Below are 15,154 nucleotides of genomic sequence, written 5' to 3'. Positions count from 1 at the left end.
AGCCACAAGTCGGTGCTTCGATACCACCCCAAGGCATAGCAGGTCATGTAAGGTGCAAATCCTTACCCATATGTATTTAAATTAAATATTCATTTTTAAAGGGCTGATAATTCAGTCCTTTTTTCATGCCCAAAATTAGGAGGTACAGAATGGAAACGATAAGTGGATTTGATATTACAGCCGTGGTCGGTAATGTGTGGAATGTGGCATTAGGATTTGTTATTTTTGATATAATTACAGGTTTGTTAGCTGCCGGAGCAGAAAGGAAAATAAACAGTTCCATTAATTTTATAGGGTTAATTCGAAAAGTCGGCCTATTCGTAGCGTTGGCTTTTCTTAGTTTTGTGGATGCGTATATCCAAGCGAATGGTTACGTTATTAAACTTGGAGTCGGCATGATCGTGGCATATGAAGGTTTGAGCATTATCGAGAATTTTAGTCGTATTGGAATTGACATCAAATTTCTTACAAAGTATTTCGATAAAAACAAAGTTGGTAAAGGTGGAGACAAATAATGGCCTTAACTTATGAAAGGCGGAATATCGATAATATCGCAAAACTTGCCGATAATACGAGAGCTGCAGCATTAAAATGGCATGATTACTTAGTTGCTAATAATATCGATATCCTTATCTATGAAACTATTCGGTCGTTGGAAAAACAAAAAGAAAACGTTAAGAATGGTGCATCTCAAACAATGAAATCATACCATCTTGTAGGACAGGCATTGGACTTTGTTTTGGTTAGAAATGGAAATACTGACTGGAATGGTTATAAACGTCCAGAAGTGCAAAAGGCAATTGCTGAAGCTAAGCTACTTGGGTTTGAATGGGGTGGAGATTGGAAAGGGTTTGTTGATAAACCTCATTTGCAATTTAATTACAAAGGGTATGGTACAGACACTTTTGGAAAACAAAAAGGAGAGGAGATTAAAGTGAATAAAATCTTTACGGATAAAGTAACCATCCCGAATACAGCATACTGGCAAGCAATACCATTAGTACAAGAATACCAAGCAAAAGGGTTTAAGTGCTATGCTGATCCGGTCAATTACAAACCGTTCGAAACGCCGAAAGACAGTGATGGTTATAGATTTGTTGTAGAAACGGACTATAAGAATGCCAGCCTCGTATCAATGGAATTAAAAACAAGGGGATATACTCTTACTACGTGGGAAACGATGTAAAGAAATAGCCTCACTCTATGAGTGGGGCTTAAAAAGGTAAATTGTCATTCATAATTTTATCAATCTCCTGCTTTTCTAACTCCAAAACCAGCTCTGTTATATCTTCTTTTTCACAAAGCACTTGTTTTATTTCCACTTTCAACGGATTTTTTCTTTTTATCCACTTCCAAAATTCATATGCTGCCTGTTCTTTGCTTCTGCCTTTCAGTGTGATTGCTGCTTTTTGATACCCTTTTGTATTAGCTATTGATGTGTAGTGTATCTGTATGATTACGGTCATGTTAAACTCCTGCTTTTATTGAATCCTCTTCGTCATGTATAGATAAGACTGTATGGCAATGTTTGCATTTAATAGCATCCGCCTTAATTCGTTCGGCACAATGAGGACACTTTTGATACATGATTCTTCTAAAATCAATTAAAAATACTAAAACAAGCATTGGTAGATGAAACAATAATACATTACCCCAATTATAAATTAGTTCTGCTAAGAAACAGGTTAAAAAAACAGATAAAACCAAAGAAATAATTACTGCTTTTTTCTTAAATATTTTATACCTTGTTACAAAATTTAAGGTCAATAAAATAACATTATACACGATAAAAGCATAAATAAATGCACCAACATAACCTCCAAGCAAATCCCAAAACATCTTTACTCCTCCTTTGTTTCTTCCACATATAGATCATCCACTTTACAATTTAACAATTTTGCTAATTTATATGCTTTATCTAATGGTGGATATGACCTGCTGCCAATCCAATTTGATAGTTGATTCGGTGTAATACCGATCTCTTTTGCTATGTACTTTTTTCTGTATCCACTTCTTTCTATAAGTTCATTCAATCGACTTTTCATATAAACACCTCAAGTAATAATTCTCCATTAATTGGACAATCCCTCTTAAAATTTAATTGCAATTTTATTTGAAAAATATTTACAGGACAATGTATAACGGACAAATCCACCTTAATAACCTTTAACATAACCACATTATTAGCCCCTTGTTAGCGTGTCCGGATACTCGACAAATCTTATATTAGCGGTTGAATTCCTTTGTATTTAAGTGATCCATTTTAAGGGATAACTTACTCTGTAAGTTCCAATGAGGTGGCGTGGGAAGGAGGAAGATATCAAAATGATTTTCGAAGCAGTTACAACAACAATTTTTGGAGCAATTTCTTTGAAAGCTTTTTTATCAAAAAACAGTGATGGGAACGATTCGAAAAAAATTCAAAAAATATTTACTCTAACTGGCCTAAATGTAAGGGATGGAGAACGCACATTAACCACCCAGCTGCTAAAAAAGAAAAATTATGATTGGGGTACTGAATATCGTTATCGCATCCCTTTAGGCAGAAGTTTTGAGGATTATGTTGCCAAACAAAAAGTAATTGAATCAGGAATCAATACCCGTTCAGTTAAGATTCGAATTAAAGACCTTAGAGAGCTGAAATTAGACCGTAATATCATTTCGAATATCAAAGGTCTCTACAATAAAAAACTGACTGACAGAAAGGAAATAGAGCTGTCTTACGACGGATTATTAAAGATACGGGTATACAATGAGCCATTACCTTCTCAAATCAAGTTTCAAGAAGGAAAAGGATGGAAAGTAGCATTCGGCGCAACCCGTGAAAGAAACAAATTAATCTTTCACGATTTTGAAAAAATTCCTCATTTCTGCTTGGGTGGCGCGACAAGATACGGTAAATCTAATCTAATCAATTGCATTATTAATCAGCTAATTAGACAGCAGCCAAACAACGTGAAATTCCATTTAATCGACCTCAAGGGCGGCGTGGAGCTTTGCGACTACGAGAATATCCAACAAACCGTATCAATCGCTTACGAGCCGGAGGAAGCTTTAGAAACGTTAAAAAATGCCTATAATCTCATGAGAACAAAGCAAGAAATACTCAGGAAGGCAGGCAAGAAAAAAGTAGAGGATGCAGGTATCACTGAAAGGCATTTTATCATCATCGATGAGGTTGGAGAATTAAATCCTGATGAGGCAGTATCGAAAGAGGAAAAAGCATTGAAAAAAGAATGTCAAAAATATATGAGTCAGATTTCACGGTTGGGCGCAGGCTTAGGTTTTCGGCTGATACTGGCGACCCAGTACGGAACCGGCGATATTATCCCCCGTCAATGTAAACAAAATAGTGATGCTAAACTATGCTTCCGGGTTCAAACTGGGGTTGCTTCCAGGGTTGTATTGGACAGCGAAGGTGCAGAAGCATTACCAAAAATCAAAGGTAGAGCGATTTATCAAATGGCAGATGAGCGTGTAACCATTCAAACCCCTCTTATCACTCCTGAAATCATTACAGCAACCATTACACAACAGATCATCCCGAATAAGGGAGGTAAATCCATTGAAAAGGTTGAGCGAGAGACAAGAAAAAATACTCTTGTCATTGAAGAAACTGGACTTTCTTAACAGAGATCAATTAAGCGTAATTCACAGACTTGGAAAGAAGCAAAATACAAATCGGATCCTTAGAGAGTTGTCTCCTTATTTATCTTCGTTCAGAGAAAACGATTCACCTAATGTCTATTTTTTAAACAAAGAAGGCCGAGAATATGTAAATTCCGAAAAGGAAAGAAAAAAGAATAAATTTGTCAATCACGTTCTTATGCGAAATGATTTTTATATTTACTTGGGTTTTCCTAGCGAGTGGAAAAATGAAATGAAATACCGTGATGACGATTACTCAGTCATTTGTGATGCAGTATTTAAAGTAAACGGAAAATATCAATTCTTGGAAGTTGACTCTCTACAAAAAATGAAGGCAAATCGTGGGAAAATCACACAGTACAAAGGATTATTTGCCGGCAGAACCATCCATGAAAAATACGGTTATTTTCCGAAAATAGTCTGGCTAACAACTACAAATTTTAGAAAAATACAGATTATAGACCTTTGCAAAGGCTTACCATATGCGGTTTATACAATTGACGACATTCGATAAGGAGTTGGTCAAAATGAAAAAAGTAATTAAATTCAATGAATTTATGTCTGGTGAATACAAGGTTAAGGAAAAAGCGAAAAGGCGAGGGAGAATCGAAAAAACCACCAAATTAGCGAGTGCTGCTGTTCTTCCATTGGCTACTGGCGGTGCGATTGGTTCATTCGGATTTGCAATGAAGGCTTTCGCCGTGACCGCCGGAGCAAATGCGGTTGCAGTATCCACTGCACCTATAGCGGTTGAAGTTGGGGCTAAAGAATGGATGGGAGAGCAAGCATTGTCAGCTTTGGCGCATGTATTAGATCCGGTGGTAGATATTCTTGTGGTCTTATCGTTGCCGATTGCTTCGGTTGTCATTGTAGGTTCGTGTTTTCTCTTTATGTTTGGCAAAGCTGAAAAGGCGTGGACTGGAATTCAAAATGCCGGATTAGGTTATGTGCTTATCCAGGTATCCCCTCTTATCTTAAATGTGCTGAAACAGGTAGGAAATGCCGTGTAAGGTGAGAGATTATATAAAATTTGAGGAGGAACAAGGATGAACATCAAAATAATGGTAAAAATTTAGTGCCATGTACCGATTGCGGTAAATATCACAAAGGGAATAAAAAGACGAAGAAGGTTTGTACACGTTGTAAAAATAAGGTAGAGATTTAGAAAGAAGGAGAAGCAATTCTCCTTTTTTATTGGTATTATTTAAGCAGGGGTGAATAAAATGAAAGTAACCATTATCGAAGGACCACACACTAAGGAAGTACTTCAAAAATGCTATGATTACATAATTGAACTATATAGAAAAGAAAAAAATGTGGTCAATGAGTCGGAAATGACCACTGACCACAAAAATATCACGCAATCATAATAAATAGAGAAAAATAAACGAGCCCCTAACTTCTCCTCGGGTGGTGAGAAGTCGAAAGCGGTCGAGAGGGGTTAAATAACAATCATTTTTCATCACTCGTTAAAGGGTTCGGTGGACTCCTTAAACTATAGGATTCTGCCAGCATTTTCTTTGTCGTTGCTCACAAACGGCTCACATTCCGCTTTAATCGTGAAGTGCTGCCGGTTTATAAAGACCAAACCCCAATCTTATATTTTATTACAAAAACTGAATCGCGGAAAAGAAAATTAACAGAATGGTTGAAAGGTATTCGGCATGAGGTTTTGACGTTTGAAGAAATTAAATAATTTGTATGTGTCTATTGTACATACTGGATGCCCTGTAAGGGCCGCTCTGACAGCAATTTTTGCTGTTTCGGCGTCCCGGATTTCACCAACCATGATGATGTCGGGATCGTGGCGAAGAATAGCCTTTAAACCGGCCGCATAGGTAACACCCGCTTTTTCATTCACTTGTACCTGCAAAACAGAGTCGTAGTTTTTTTCGATTGGATCTTCAAGCGTAATGACATTGCGATGAAATAGGTGGGCAGTTTCATTTAAAAGTGAGTAGAGAGTTGTGGTCTTACCAGATCCTGTTGGACCAGTAAATATGATAAGTCCATGTGCATGTTTGAGAAGGGCTAGTAATTTTCGAGTCATTGCCGGAAATAAAGAGAGTTGATGAAATGGAATTTGTTCTTGTTGGGGTAATAGCCGGATGACAAGGCTCTCTCTGTTGTTTGAGGGAAGAGTGGAAAGCCTAAGACCCATTAATTGTCCATCTACTTCACAAAAAATGGCTCCGCTTTGCGGGCGTCTTCTTTCACCGATATCCATGTTGGCTGTGAACTTAAAATGTGAGATTAATCTGTCGCATTCATCTTTTGGAAGGGATAACCGGGGTATGAGTTTGTTAGTTAAACGGATTTGAACAAGTGTGTCTTTCTTCCGAGGAATAATGTGAATATCTGTCGCTTGGTTCCGTGCCGCATCTGTGATGATCCGATTAGCTAAAATTTCAATTGCACTAACAATAGGTAACACCACCTTTTTAATTTGTCCTTGCATATATTCGACAGGGTTCTTTCTTTTCCTTCTTTATTTGTAAATTAATTTTATTATTTTCGGCAATAAATTTAATTAGGGTGTCAGGCACCATGTGAATTTTTCACATGGTGCCTGACACCCCTGTTTCTTATATTGCTTTTTCCGTTAAATAGAAAAGTCCTCCATTGATGAGTGAGATGTTTATTTTTGGTTCGTATTGTTCTTGGAGAGCTTTTTTTTCGGTCTCGTAGCTTTCATTTTCATCTTCTACATCTTCATAAAAATGATCTAACAGCCGCAAATCCTGATTCCATCGCTTCCGAGCATCATTAGCCCACGAATGGTCATCTTCTGAAATCACTGATTTTAAATACGTTTCAATCCTTGACATGCCACTCTTAGGCCTTACTAATGGCGATATTGTAAAGGAATAATCAGGTATTTTTGGCGTCAGCGAGATCTTTTGCAAACGGTCGTGAAAATCCTCAACCATTTGTCCATTAATAAGCTGCAAGCCGATTGATTTAAAGACATCGCGCTTACGGTCACATTGATAAGAAATCTTTACATTCATGCACAACCATGGCATTAATGGAGTTTGATTCCCTTGAAGGTGATGATTCTCATAAAGGCGAATGTAGCTGGCAAGATTTTTAGTTGATTCAAAAATTTGGTGCAGCCGAGGTGAACCAAAATGAATGATTTCACCCTTAATTTGATCGGGGGCTTTTTCTTTGTTGGTGATAAAAGTAAGCCGCATTGGATTTGGAATTCCGCCTGTTTTTTCTAAATAGTGCCAGTAAAATGGCCGGTTCATCAGTTCTTTATCCAGTTCAATCGTTAACTGGACAGTTAAAAAGCCTGGCTTATCTTCAATTATTGGGCATTCATTTGCTTTAAAATAATCCAAAAGAAAATTATGAATTTCCTGCTGCTGCATGTGAATCCCCTTTCTTCATGCCTTCGGCAAATTCAATCATTGACGATAAATTCTCCATTTTGATTCTCATTTCACCTTCAGAAGCGGATTGTCCGAAAATATCAATTAAATGATCTTCAATATTGCCAAATTCCAGTTTTGTTAATATATCATCGAGCTCACCGATGACCTTTTCAAATAAATGTATTTTTTCATAAAGAAGCTTTAAAATATGTTCTTCAACGGTGTTCTTAATGGCGAAATTGTATATCATGACATCTTTTTCCTGACCGAGACGGTGAATTCGTCCAATCCGCTGCTCTAGCCGCATTGGATTCCAAGGTAGATCAAAATTAATAATATGGTTACAGAACTGTAGATTAATTCCTTCACCTCCGGCTTCTGTCGCTATCAGCACCTGTGCGTGCTTTTGAAATAATTCCCTCATCCAGTCCTTTTTCCCCCGCTTAAAGCCGCCGCGAAACGGTACAGAAGAAATCCCATGCTGTTTTAAAAACCACTGCAGGTACATCTGTGTGGCACGATATTCAGTAAATATAATGACTTTATCATTAACTTTTTGAATTAATTCAAGCGCTTTTTCAGCTTTTGAATTTTGCTGAACAGCTTCCACCTTTTGGATTAAAAACTGAATTTGTTCCTCGAAAGCATTCGATGGATTTTCCTTTTTCTGGAGCATATTTTTTAACGTATAAAAAACCGCTTCCCTGCTGCTGCATGCCTCACGCTGTAGTGTCATAACTGAGAATGCACTTGTCTGAAGCCAATCGCCCTCGTTTTTAAGTTTATTAATCGCTTCATAAAGCTCTTTTTCAGGAGGTGTAAGATCAATCGGAATCGTTTCCACATGCCGTTTGGTCCATTCTATTCCTGTATCAGCACGGCGATTGCGAATCATTACTTTATTAACTAATTCTTTTAAATGCTCGTTATCATTTAATGACCTTGCGTCACGTTTGTATTTTTCATAGAATGCGGTCTCACTGCCTAGATGGCCAGGTTTAAGAAGTGAAACAAGATTAAAGATTTCTTCGATTCGGTTTTGAATCGGAGTGGCCGTCAACAATAAACAAAATTTCTTTTTAAGATTTTGAACAAATTCGTAGTTTTTCGTTTTGTTATTTTTTAATTTATGGGCTTCATCAATGATGATGAGATCATAGTCTTGTTTATAAATAATATCTCGATGTGGGTTTCGTTTGGCCGTATCAATCGAGGAGACGACGACATCACATTGTTCCCATACATAACTTTTCCTTTGAGTAATTGCAGGGATGAAAAATTTGCTATTCAGTTCAATCGCCCATTGGGAAACCAAAGAAGCAGGGACGAGGATCAAGACCTTTTTCACTAATCCGCGAATCATGTATTCTTTTAAAATTAATCCAGCCTCAATGGTCTTCCCAAGTCCTACTTCATCAGCAAGGATGGCTTTTCCATTCATGTTTTCAATTACTTGTTTTGCTGTTTCGAGCTGGTGGGGCAGGGGTGTTAAATTTGGCAAATGATTTGGGGCTTGCAGGCCTTCAAATTCAGGGATCACCAAATGTTTTTCAACCCCGATTGCCAGCTTAAATAGCTCCCAATTTCCCCATGGCCCATCGTTCTCAATTCTATGTAAAAAATCATCCTGCCAAGAGGAATTAAATTCAATTTCAACCGTCATAATTTCAGCTCCTTTTAGACGCTGTTTTTATCTGCATAATGCCAATTATTCTCAAAATCAAAGTACTTCTGATTTTCTTTATAAAGTTATTGCTCAATACATTGTTTTAATGGTAGGATGAAGTTAGTTTTTAAAGTTTTAAATATTTTAATAAGGTAAATTATTTTATAGGTATAATTAGTATGACCAAATTGGAAAATATTATAATGCGAATGACAGCAAGGGGAGAGACTACCTTTGTAGCGCCGAAGGAGCAAGCAGAAATGTGAATCTCTCAGGCAAAAGAACTCTTGTTTGACGCAGCTCTGGAGAGTGCTGATCAATATGGGCAGCCACCAAAGGGGAAAACCATTAAGGTAAACTTTCAGGTGCAAGGACAGAGACCTTCTTATATTTCATGGGAGGTTTCTGTCCTTTTTTATGCCTTTTTTCAGAATTTTTACTCATCCAAATGCTTTTTCGCTTGAAAAAGAGAGAATTTTTCCGGATTTTGTTAATGGGTTCAATCTCTTTTTAAGAGTTCTTTTTTACAAATAATGAATTAAGAAAACTCGCCGATTGGCAAGCCGTTAGGCTTAGACAGAGACGTAGTTGCACCTATGTCTGAAAGGAAAGTTATACTTTCCTTTCGGCCAAGTAAAAGATTGAAAGGGGACTTTAGGATGACTGAATTAAAACGTACTCCGCTTTTCGAGGTGTATAAAGAAAATGGGGGGAAAACTATCGATTTTGGAGGCTGGGAGCTGCCAGTCCAATTCTCAAGCATTAAGGAAGAGCATGAAGCCGTCCGTAATCGTGCTGGTTTGTTTGATGTATCCCATATGGGTGAAGTTGAAGTCAAAGGGGCCGACAGCTTAAGCTACTTGCAAAAAATGATGACAAATGACATTTCAAAAGTAAAAAACGGTGGTGCTCAGTACACTGCTATGTGCTATGAAAACGGTGGTACGGTTGATGATTTACTTGTCTATAAAATCGAGGATGACCATTATCTTTTGGTTGTGAACGCTTCTAACATTGAAAAAGATTATAAATGGCTTGAAGAACATTTAGACGGTAATGTTAGCATTGAAAACCTATCAGAAAAAACGGCTCAGCTCGCTATTCAAGGGCCGTTTGCTGAAAAAGTATTGCAGAAACTTGCTGCCGATACAAATTTAAGTGAAATTGGCTTTTTCAAATTCCAACAAGAAGTAAACTTAAACGGCAAAAAGGCGCTTGTATCTAGAACCGGTTATACCGGTGAAGATGGGTTTGAAGTGTATTGTGATGCAAAAAATGTTGTCGAACTCTGGAGAGACATTTTACAAGCTGGAAAAGAAGAAGGCGTTCTTCCATGTGGATTAGGTGCACGTGACACCCTTCGCTTTGAAGCGAATTTAGCCCTTTATGGTCAAGAGCTTTCGCCAGAAATTTCACCGCTCGAAGCAGGCATTGGTTTTGCAGTGAAATTAAATAAAGAAGCTGATTTTATTGGCAAGGATGCATTAAAACAACAAAAAGAAAGTGGGCTTTCAAGAAAACTAGTTGGGATTGAAATGATTGACCGCGGAATCCCTCGTCACGGTTACCCAGTATATAAGGGGGAAGAACTAATCGGCGAAGTAACAACGGGTACACAGTCACCTACATTAAAGAAAAATATCGGTCTAGCCCTAATTAAGACGGAATTTGCCGGGCTTGAAACTGAGGTAGAGGTTGAAATTCGTGGAAAGCGTTTAAAAGCTGCAGTAGTTCCAACACCTTTTTATAAAAGAGAAAAGTAAAACATGAAGGGAGTTAGGTTTATGAAACATCGCTATTTACCTATGACTGAACAAGATAAGAAGGCTATGCTTGAAACCATTGGTGTTTCTTCGATTGATGAACTGTTTAGCGATATCCCTGAAAAAGTAAGATTCAAGGGTGAGTACAACATTAAAGCAGCTAAGTCTGAGACCGCGCTAATGAAAGAGCTTTTTATGTTAGCAGATCGGAATGCCGACCTTAAAAAAAATGTCTCTTTTTTAGGGGCAGGTGTATATGATCATTACATGCCTGTCATTGTTGATCATGTTATTTCTCGTTCTGAATTTTATACGGCATATACGCCATATCAACCGGAAATTTCTCAAGGCGAGCTCCAAGCCATTTTTGAATTTCAAACGATGATTTGCGAGTTAACCGGAATGGATGTTGCAAACTCCTCTATGTATGATGGAGGTACAGCTCTTGCTGAAGCGGCAATGCTAAGTGCCGGTCATACAAAACGCAAAACAATCGTCGTTTCAAGTGCGGTACATCCTGAGTATCGTGACGTCCTTAAAACGTATGCAAAAGGGCAGTATCTTGAGGTTGTAGAAGTACCTGTAAAAGATGGGGTAACAGATGTAGAGGCGTTAAAGAAAGTAGTAAATGATGATGTCGCAGCAGTAATTGTCCAATACCCGAATTTCTTCGGCAGAATCGAGCCGTTAAAAGAGGTTGAGGAAATCATTCATGCTAATAAAGGAATGTTTGTTGTTAACAGTAATCCTCTATCCCTTGGAGTCTTAACACCTCCGGGAAAATTTGGTGCAGATATTGTCACTGGCGATGCTCAGCCGTTCGGAATTCCAACTGCATTTGGAGGCCCGCACTGCGGATATTTTGCAGTATCGACCAAATTAATGCGGAAGGTTCCTGGACGCCTTGTTGGCCAGACAGTAGATGATCAGGGGCGTCGTGGTTTTGTATTAACGCTCCAAGCACGTGAACAGCATATTCGCCGTGAAAAAGCAACATCAAATATTTGTTCAAACCAAGCACTTAACGCACTCGCTGCATCTGTTGCCATGACGGCTTTGGGTAAAAAAGGTGTCCGTGAAATGGCAGCAGCAAATTTACAGAAGGCACATTATGCAAAAACTGCTTTTAAAGAAGCTGGATTTGAAGTCGTTAATGATGGTTATTCCTTCAATGAATTCGTTGTTAAATTTAACAAACCGATTAAAGAAATAAATCAAAAACTGTTACAAAAAGGAATCATCGGAGGCTATGATTTGGGACGTGACTATTCAGAACAGTCTAACCATATGCTGATTGCCGTAACAGAACAGAGAACGAAGGAAGAAATTGATACTTTAGTGAAAGAATTGGGGGATCTGCATGCATAATCAAGACCAAGCACTCATTTTTGAACTTAGTACTCCCGGCAGAATCGGATACAGCCTTCCTGAAATAGATGTGCAAGAAGTAGATCTAGGGGGTCTTCTTCCGGAGGGGTATCTGCGTGAAGAAGAAGCTGAGCTTCCTGAGGTTTCGGAGCTTGATATTATGCGCCACTATACTGCTCTTTCAAAAAGGAACCATGGGTTAGACTCAGGATTTTATCCTTTGGGCTCTTGTACGATGAAATACAATCCGAAAATTAATGAGAATGTCGCACGCTATAATGGTTTTGCGCATGTGCATCCACTACAGGATGAAAGCTCTGTTCAAGGCGCACTTGGACTTTTATACGATTTGCAGCAGCATTTAATTGAAATAACCGGAATGGATGAAGTGACATTACAGTCAGCAGCAGGTGCACATGGTGAGTGGACTGGATTAATGTTAATTCGTGCCTACCATGAAGCGAATGGTGATTTGAAACGAACAAAGGTAATCGTTCCCGATTCTGCTCATGGTACAAACCCTGCCTCTGCAACTATTGCTGGTTTTGATACGATTACTGTTAAATCAACAGATGGTGGTCTTGTTGATCTTGATGATTTAAGAAGAGTTGTCGGAGAAGATACGGCTGCTTTAATGTTAACCAATCCAAATACACTTGGACTATTTGAAGAACAAATCCTTGAAATCGCTGAAATTGTTCACGATGCAGGCGGAAAGGTTTATTATGACGGGGCAAACCTGAATGCTGTCCTTTCAAAAGCTAAACCTGGTGACATGGGATTTGACGTTGTTCACTTAAATCTTCATAAAACCTTTACTGGTCCACATGGAGGCGGCGGCCCAGGTTCTGGTCCTGTAGGAGTAAAGGCAGACCTTATTCCGTACTTGCCAAAACCAATTATTTCGAAGCGTGGCGATGAGTTTGTACTTGATTATGATCGTCCACAATCAATTGGCCGTGTAAAGCCGTTCTATGGTAACTTCGGCATTAACGTACGTGCCTATACCTACATCCGTTCTATGGGTCCTGATGGCTTAAAAGCAGTAACGGAGTACGCTGTATTAAATGCCAACTACATGATGAGAAGATTGGCTGAATATTATGATTTACCTTTTGATAAACATTGTAAGCATGAATTTGTACTTAGTGGGAAACGTCAAAAAAAATTAGGTGTCCGGACATTGGATATTGCGAAACGTCTGCTTGATTTTGGCTACCATCCACCAACCATTTACTTCCCGTTAAATGTGGAAGAATGTATCATGATTGAGCCGACAGAAACAGAATCAAAAGAAACGCTTGATTCTTTTGTGGATATCATGATCCAAATTGCCAAAGAGGCAGAAGAAAACCCTGAGGTCGTTCAAGAGGCGCCACATACAACAGTAGTTGGCCGTTTGGACGAAACAACTGCGGCACGTAAACCAATTTTGAAATATCAAAAGGCTTAATACATCGAAAAGGTCAGATTCAACGAGTGAATCTGACCTTTTAAATTTATAGCAGGCTTTCCGATTCTTTTGTGGTTTTGGTATATAACGGATAAATAGCCGAAGTTCAAAAAAATGAGCCAATAGAAGTCAAAAATAAGCCAAATGAATTTTTTGAAACAATAAAAGGCTCCGGAATGTCCCGGAAACCTTAAATTTATTCATTATTTTTTTGCTTTTACTTTACCTGTCCATTTTTTAAACCCGCCTTCAAGCTGGGTAAGGTCTTTATAGCCCTTTTTGTGTAAAAATTGCGCAGCACGCGCACTCCGTAAACCGCTTTGGCAATACAGGTAAACTGGCATGTCAGGGCGGATTTCCTTCATTCGCATTTTTATTTGCGACATCGGGATATTACGTGCTCCTAAAATATGGCCGCCATCGAACTCATTCGGTTCACGAACATCTATTAGTTGTGCCTTTCTGTATCCAGCACGGAATTCTTCTTCTTTTACCGTTTTAACAATCCTCTTTTGATAGAAATAGGTGAAAACGGAGTAGATGATAACTGCTGCGAGAATGATTAACAAAACATAAAGTGAACTCAACTTTTTTTACTCCTTTCAAGCTTTCTTGCACTAGTTTTTATTATATAAGTCATTCGGATAAAGATAAAGATGAATGAGAAAAATTCTTTTCATTTTGTAAAAGAATTTTAGCAGAAACATCTCATTTTGAAATCTTATCTGATTTTGGTAGACTAAAACTCGAAATAATAATATAAAAATGAGGTTTTTGAATGAAAAAAGAAGTTTGGCGATTTATAGACTCTGGAAATTGTTCACCATCCTTTAATATGGCGTTAGATGAAGCATTGCTGGATTGGCATAGCGAGGGGAAAATCCCCCCGGTAATTCGCTTCTATGGCTGGAATCCGCCGACCCTGTCTGTCGGTTATTTTCAAAAGGTTGAAAAAGAAATTGACATGGAGGCAGTGAAAGCACACGAGCTAGGGTTTGTCAGGAGACCTACAGGTGGACGTGGCGTCCTCCACGAACATGAGCTTACTTACAGTGTCATTGTTTCAGAAGACCACCCGGAAATGCCAAAATCCGTTACCGAGGCCTATCGTGTCATTTCGGAAGGGATTTTAAAAGGTTTTCACCATTTAGGTCTTGAAGCCTATTTTGCTGTGCCAAAAACAGCAGAAGAACGAGACGCGTTGAAAAATCCCCGCTCTGCTGTCTGCTTTGATGCCCCGAGCTGGTATGAGCTTGTTGTGGAAGGCAGAAAGGTAGCAGGAAGTGCGCAAACAAGACAGAAAGGAGTTATTCTACAGCACGGGTCGATTCTATTGGATTTGGATGAGGACAAGCTGTTTAGTTTGTTCAAATATCCAAATGAACGGGTAAAGGAACGGATGAAGAAGGCATTTAAGGATAAGGCGGTTGCCATCAACTCAATTAGCCCAAGAAGGATTACCCTTGAGGAGGCAAAAGAGGCATTTTATAAGGGATTTGCTGAGGGACTGAATATTGATCTTGAACCATATCAACTAACGGAAGAAGAAATCGCCTACGTTCAAAAAATAGCTAAAGAGCGATATGAAAGTGATGAATGGAATTATAAAAGGTAGATGGAAGCGGTGATGACCGCTTTTTTCTTTTTGCATTTATTACTTAAAATAAAGAGGCAAGCCGCGAAATTTGTTAAATTCTCCTGTTTTATGGTGAAAATCAGGTAATAGCTTTTATTTTCTCCCAAATCTAGTTTTTTTTAAGTTTGACAAAATAATTGTTTTTTGCTCAACATACAATATGTAGTGGTACCGAAAATATTTTCGATACCATATATTGATTTTTTAGTTGATTAATGATGTTTTTTTATGGTAACTTAG

16 protein-coding genes, 1 pseudogene and 1 riboswitch are annotated in these 15,154 nt (G+C 38.3%); of the genes and pseudogenes, 10 read left to right on the top strand and 7 right to left on the bottom strand.

Going from position 1 to position 15,154, the window contains the following annotated elements:
- Positions 1–149 precede the first annotated feature (149 nt).
- Both QNH20_RS18290 and QNH20_RS18285 read left to right on the top strand, forming a co-directional pair.
- Positions 150–515, top strand: a complete 366-nt coding sequence (locus tag QNH20_RS18290; RefSeq protein ID WP_283919407.1) for a phage holin family protein — start codon at positions 150–152, stop codon at positions 513–515.
- On the top strand, positions 515–1,186 hold the full coding sequence (locus QNH20_RS18285; RefSeq protein WP_283919406.1) for a M15 family metallopeptidase: 672 nt from the start codon (positions 515–517) through the stop codon (positions 1,184–1,186). Before QNH20_RS18290 ends, QNH20_RS18285 begins: the two co-directional genes overlap by 1 nt.
- 28 nt (positions 1,187–1,214) lie before the next feature.
- Here QNH20_RS18285 and QNH20_RS18280 read toward each other — a convergent pair whose 3' ends face one another.
- Genes QNH20_RS18280 through QNH20_RS18270 form a run of 3 tightly spaced genes read right to left on the bottom strand, consistent with a single transcriptional unit; the run spans position 1,215 to position 2,045 of the window.
- A complete protein-coding gene (locus QNH20_RS18280; RefSeq protein WP_283919405.1) occupies positions 1,215–1,466 on the bottom strand; it encodes a hypothetical protein in 252 nt (83 codons plus the stop codon).
- A gap of 1 nt (position 1,467) precedes the next feature.
- Positions 1,468–1,839: a zinc ribbon domain-containing protein gene (locus tag QNH20_RS18275; RefSeq protein WP_283919404.1), complete on the bottom strand. Its 372-nt coding sequence runs from the start codon at positions 1,837–1,839 to the stop codon at positions 1,468–1,470.
- A gap of 2 nt (positions 1,840–1,841) precedes the next feature.
- Positions 1,842–2,045: a helix-turn-helix transcriptional regulator gene (locus QNH20_RS18270; protein WP_283919403.1), complete on the bottom strand. Its 204-nt coding sequence runs from the start codon at positions 2,043–2,045 to the stop codon at positions 1,842–1,844.
- A gap of 280 nt (positions 2,046–2,325) precedes the next feature.
- Between QNH20_RS18270 and QNH20_RS18265 the strand changes: the two genes are divergently transcribed.
- The 4 genes from QNH20_RS18265 to QNH20_RS18250 all read left to right on the top strand — a co-directional run bounded on the left by QNH20_RS18265 (position 2,326) and on the right by QNH20_RS18250 (position 5,018).
- Complete coding sequence (locus tag QNH20_RS18265; RefSeq protein WP_283919402.1) at positions 2,326–3,630, top strand: FtsK/SpoIIIE domain-containing protein; 1,305 nt, start codon at positions 2,326–2,328, stop codon at positions 3,628–3,630.
- The gene (locus QNH20_RS18260) at positions 3,566–4,162 is read left to right on the top strand and encodes a replication-relaxation family protein (protein ID WP_283919401.1); all 597 of its coding nucleotides are present in this window, start codon (positions 3,566–3,568) and stop codon (positions 4,160–4,162) included. The genes QNH20_RS18265 and QNH20_RS18260 overlap by 65 nt, the downstream gene beginning before the upstream one ends.
- Before the next feature lie 13 nt (positions 4,163–4,175).
- Positions 4,176–4,658 (top strand): hypothetical protein, encoded by a 483-nt coding sequence (locus tag QNH20_RS18255; RefSeq protein WP_283919400.1) that lies wholly within the window; start codon positions 4,176–4,178, stop codon positions 4,656–4,658.
- Between the two features lie 213 nt (positions 4,659–4,871).
- Complete coding sequence (locus QNH20_RS18250; protein WP_283919399.1) at positions 4,872–5,018, top strand: hypothetical protein; 147 nt, start codon at positions 4,872–4,874, stop codon at positions 5,016–5,018.
- Between the two features lie 341 nt (positions 5,019–5,359).
- Here the strand turns inward: QNH20_RS18250 and QNH20_RS18245 are convergent.
- The 3 genes and pseudogenes from QNH20_RS18245 to QNH20_RS18235 form a co-directional block, all read right to left on the bottom strand.
- Positions 5,360–6,106 (bottom strand): annotated as a pseudogene (locus QNH20_RS18245) (ATPase, T2SS/T4P/T4SS family); the annotation flags it as partial.
- A 127-nt stretch (positions 6,107–6,233) separates the two neighbouring features.
- Complete coding sequence (locus QNH20_RS18240; protein WP_283919398.1) at positions 6,234–7,025, bottom strand: YqhG family protein; 792 nt, start codon at positions 7,023–7,025, stop codon at positions 6,234–6,236.
- Positions 7,003–8,691 carry a DEAD/DEAH box helicase gene (locus tag QNH20_RS18235; protein WP_283919397.1) on the bottom strand — a complete coding sequence of 563 codons (1,689 nt, stop codon included), beginning with the start codon at positions 8,689–8,691 and terminating at the stop codon, positions 7,003–7,005. Before QNH20_RS18235 ends, QNH20_RS18240 begins: the two co-directional genes overlap by 23 nt.
- A gap of 212 nt (positions 8,692–8,903) precedes the next feature.
- Positions 8,904–8,991, top strand: a riboswitch (glycine riboswitch).
- A 362-nt stretch (positions 8,992–9,353) separates the two neighbouring features.
- Here QNH20_RS18235 and gcvT point away from each other — a divergent pair.
- The 3 genes from gcvT to gcvPB are packed head-to-tail and all read left to right on the top strand — an operon-like array spanning position 9,354 to position 13,278.
- On the top strand, positions 9,354–10,457 hold the full coding sequence (gene gcvT, locus QNH20_RS18230; protein ID WP_283919396.1) for a glycine cleavage system aminomethyltransferase GcvT: 1,104 nt from the start codon (positions 9,354–9,356) through the stop codon (positions 10,455–10,457).
- Between the two features lie 21 nt (positions 10,458–10,478).
- Complete coding sequence (gene gcvPA, locus QNH20_RS18225) at positions 10,479–11,825, top strand: aminomethyl-transferring glycine dehydrogenase subunit GcvPA (protein WP_283919395.1); 1,347 nt, start codon at positions 10,479–10,481, stop codon at positions 11,823–11,825.
- On the top strand, positions 11,818–13,278 hold the full coding sequence (gene gcvPB / locus QNH20_RS18220; RefSeq protein WP_283919394.1) for an aminomethyl-transferring glycine dehydrogenase subunit GcvPB: 1,461 nt from the start codon (positions 11,818–11,820) through the stop codon (positions 13,276–13,278). Before gcvPA ends, gcvPB begins: the two co-directional genes overlap by 8 nt.
- A gap of 203 nt (positions 13,279–13,481) precedes the next feature.
- Here gcvPB and QNH20_RS18215 read toward each other — a convergent pair whose 3' ends face one another.
- Positions 13,482–13,865, bottom strand: coding sequence for a rhodanese-like domain-containing protein (locus QNH20_RS18215; RefSeq protein ID WP_283919393.1), 384 nt, complete (start codon positions 13,863–13,865; stop codon positions 13,482–13,484).
- A 191-nt stretch (positions 13,866–14,056) separates the two neighbouring features.
- On the opposite strand from QNH20_RS18215, the gene QNH20_RS18210 reads away from it, so the two are divergent.
- On the top strand, positions 14,057–14,893 hold the full coding sequence (locus QNH20_RS18210) for a lipoate--protein ligase family protein (RefSeq protein WP_283919392.1): 837 nt from the start codon (positions 14,057–14,059) through the stop codon (positions 14,891–14,893).
- Positions 14,894–15,154: the final 261 nt, after the last annotated feature.

The organism is Neobacillus sp. WH10, assembly GCF_030123405.1.
Classification (GTDB): domain Bacteria; phylum Bacillota; class Bacilli; order Bacillales; family Cytobacillaceae; genus Neobacillus.
The sequence above is the reverse complement of the archived record's forward strand: the minus strand, read 5'-3'. Positions and strand labels throughout refer to the sequence as shown.

What these genes read in the sequence shown, in the direction of transcription:
- QNH20_RS18290 (WP_283919407.1), top strand. Translation starts at nt 150, where the DNA reads ATGGAAACGATAAGTGGATTTGATATTACAGCCGTGGTCGGTAATGTG.
- QNH20_RS18285 (WP_283919406.1), top strand. Translation starts at nt 515, where the DNA reads ATGGCCTTAACTTATGAAAGGCGGAATATCGATAATATCGCAAAACTT.
- QNH20_RS18280 (WP_283919405.1), bottom strand. Translation starts at nt 1,466, where the DNA reads ATGACCGTAATCATACAGATACACTACACATCAATAGCTAATACAAAA.
- QNH20_RS18275 (WP_283919404.1), bottom strand. Translation starts at nt 1,839, where the DNA reads ATGTTTTGGGATTTGCTTGGAGGTTATGTTGGTGCATTTATTTATGCT.
- QNH20_RS18270 (WP_283919403.1), bottom strand. Translation starts at nt 2,045, where the DNA reads ATGAAAAGTCGATTGAATGAACTTATAGAAAGAAGTGGATACAGAAAA.
- QNH20_RS18265 (WP_283919402.1), top strand. Translation starts at nt 2,326, where the DNA reads ATGATTTTCGAAGCAGTTACAACAACAATTTTTGGAGCAATTTCTTTG.
- QNH20_RS18255 (WP_283919400.1), top strand. Translation starts at nt 4,176, where the DNA reads ATGAAAAAAGTAATTAAATTCAATGAATTTATGTCTGGTGAATACAAG.
- QNH20_RS18250 (WP_283919399.1), top strand. Translation starts at nt 4,872, where the DNA reads ATGAAAGTAACCATTATCGAAGGACCACACACTAAGGAAGTACTTCAA.
- QNH20_RS18240 (WP_283919398.1), bottom strand. Translation starts at nt 7,025, where the DNA reads ATGCAGCAGCAGGAAATTCATAATTTTCTTTTGGATTATTTTAAAGCA.
- QNH20_RS18235 (WP_283919397.1), bottom strand. Translation starts at nt 8,691, where the DNA reads ATGACGGTTGAAATTGAATTTAATTCCTCTTGGCAGGATGATTTTTTA.
- gcvT (WP_283919396.1), top strand. Translation starts at nt 9,354, where the DNA reads ATGACTGAATTAAAACGTACTCCGCTTTTCGAGGTGTATAAAGAAAAT.
- gcvPA (WP_283919395.1), top strand. Translation starts at nt 10,479, where the DNA reads ATGAAACATCGCTATTTACCTATGACTGAACAAGATAAGAAGGCTATG.
- gcvPB (WP_283919394.1), top strand. Translation starts at nt 11,818, where the DNA reads ATGCATAATCAAGACCAAGCACTCATTTTTGAACTTAGTACTCCCGGC.
- QNH20_RS18210 (WP_283919392.1), top strand. Translation starts at nt 14,057, where the DNA reads ATGAAAAAAGAAGTTTGGCGATTTATAGACTCTGGAAATTGTTCACCA.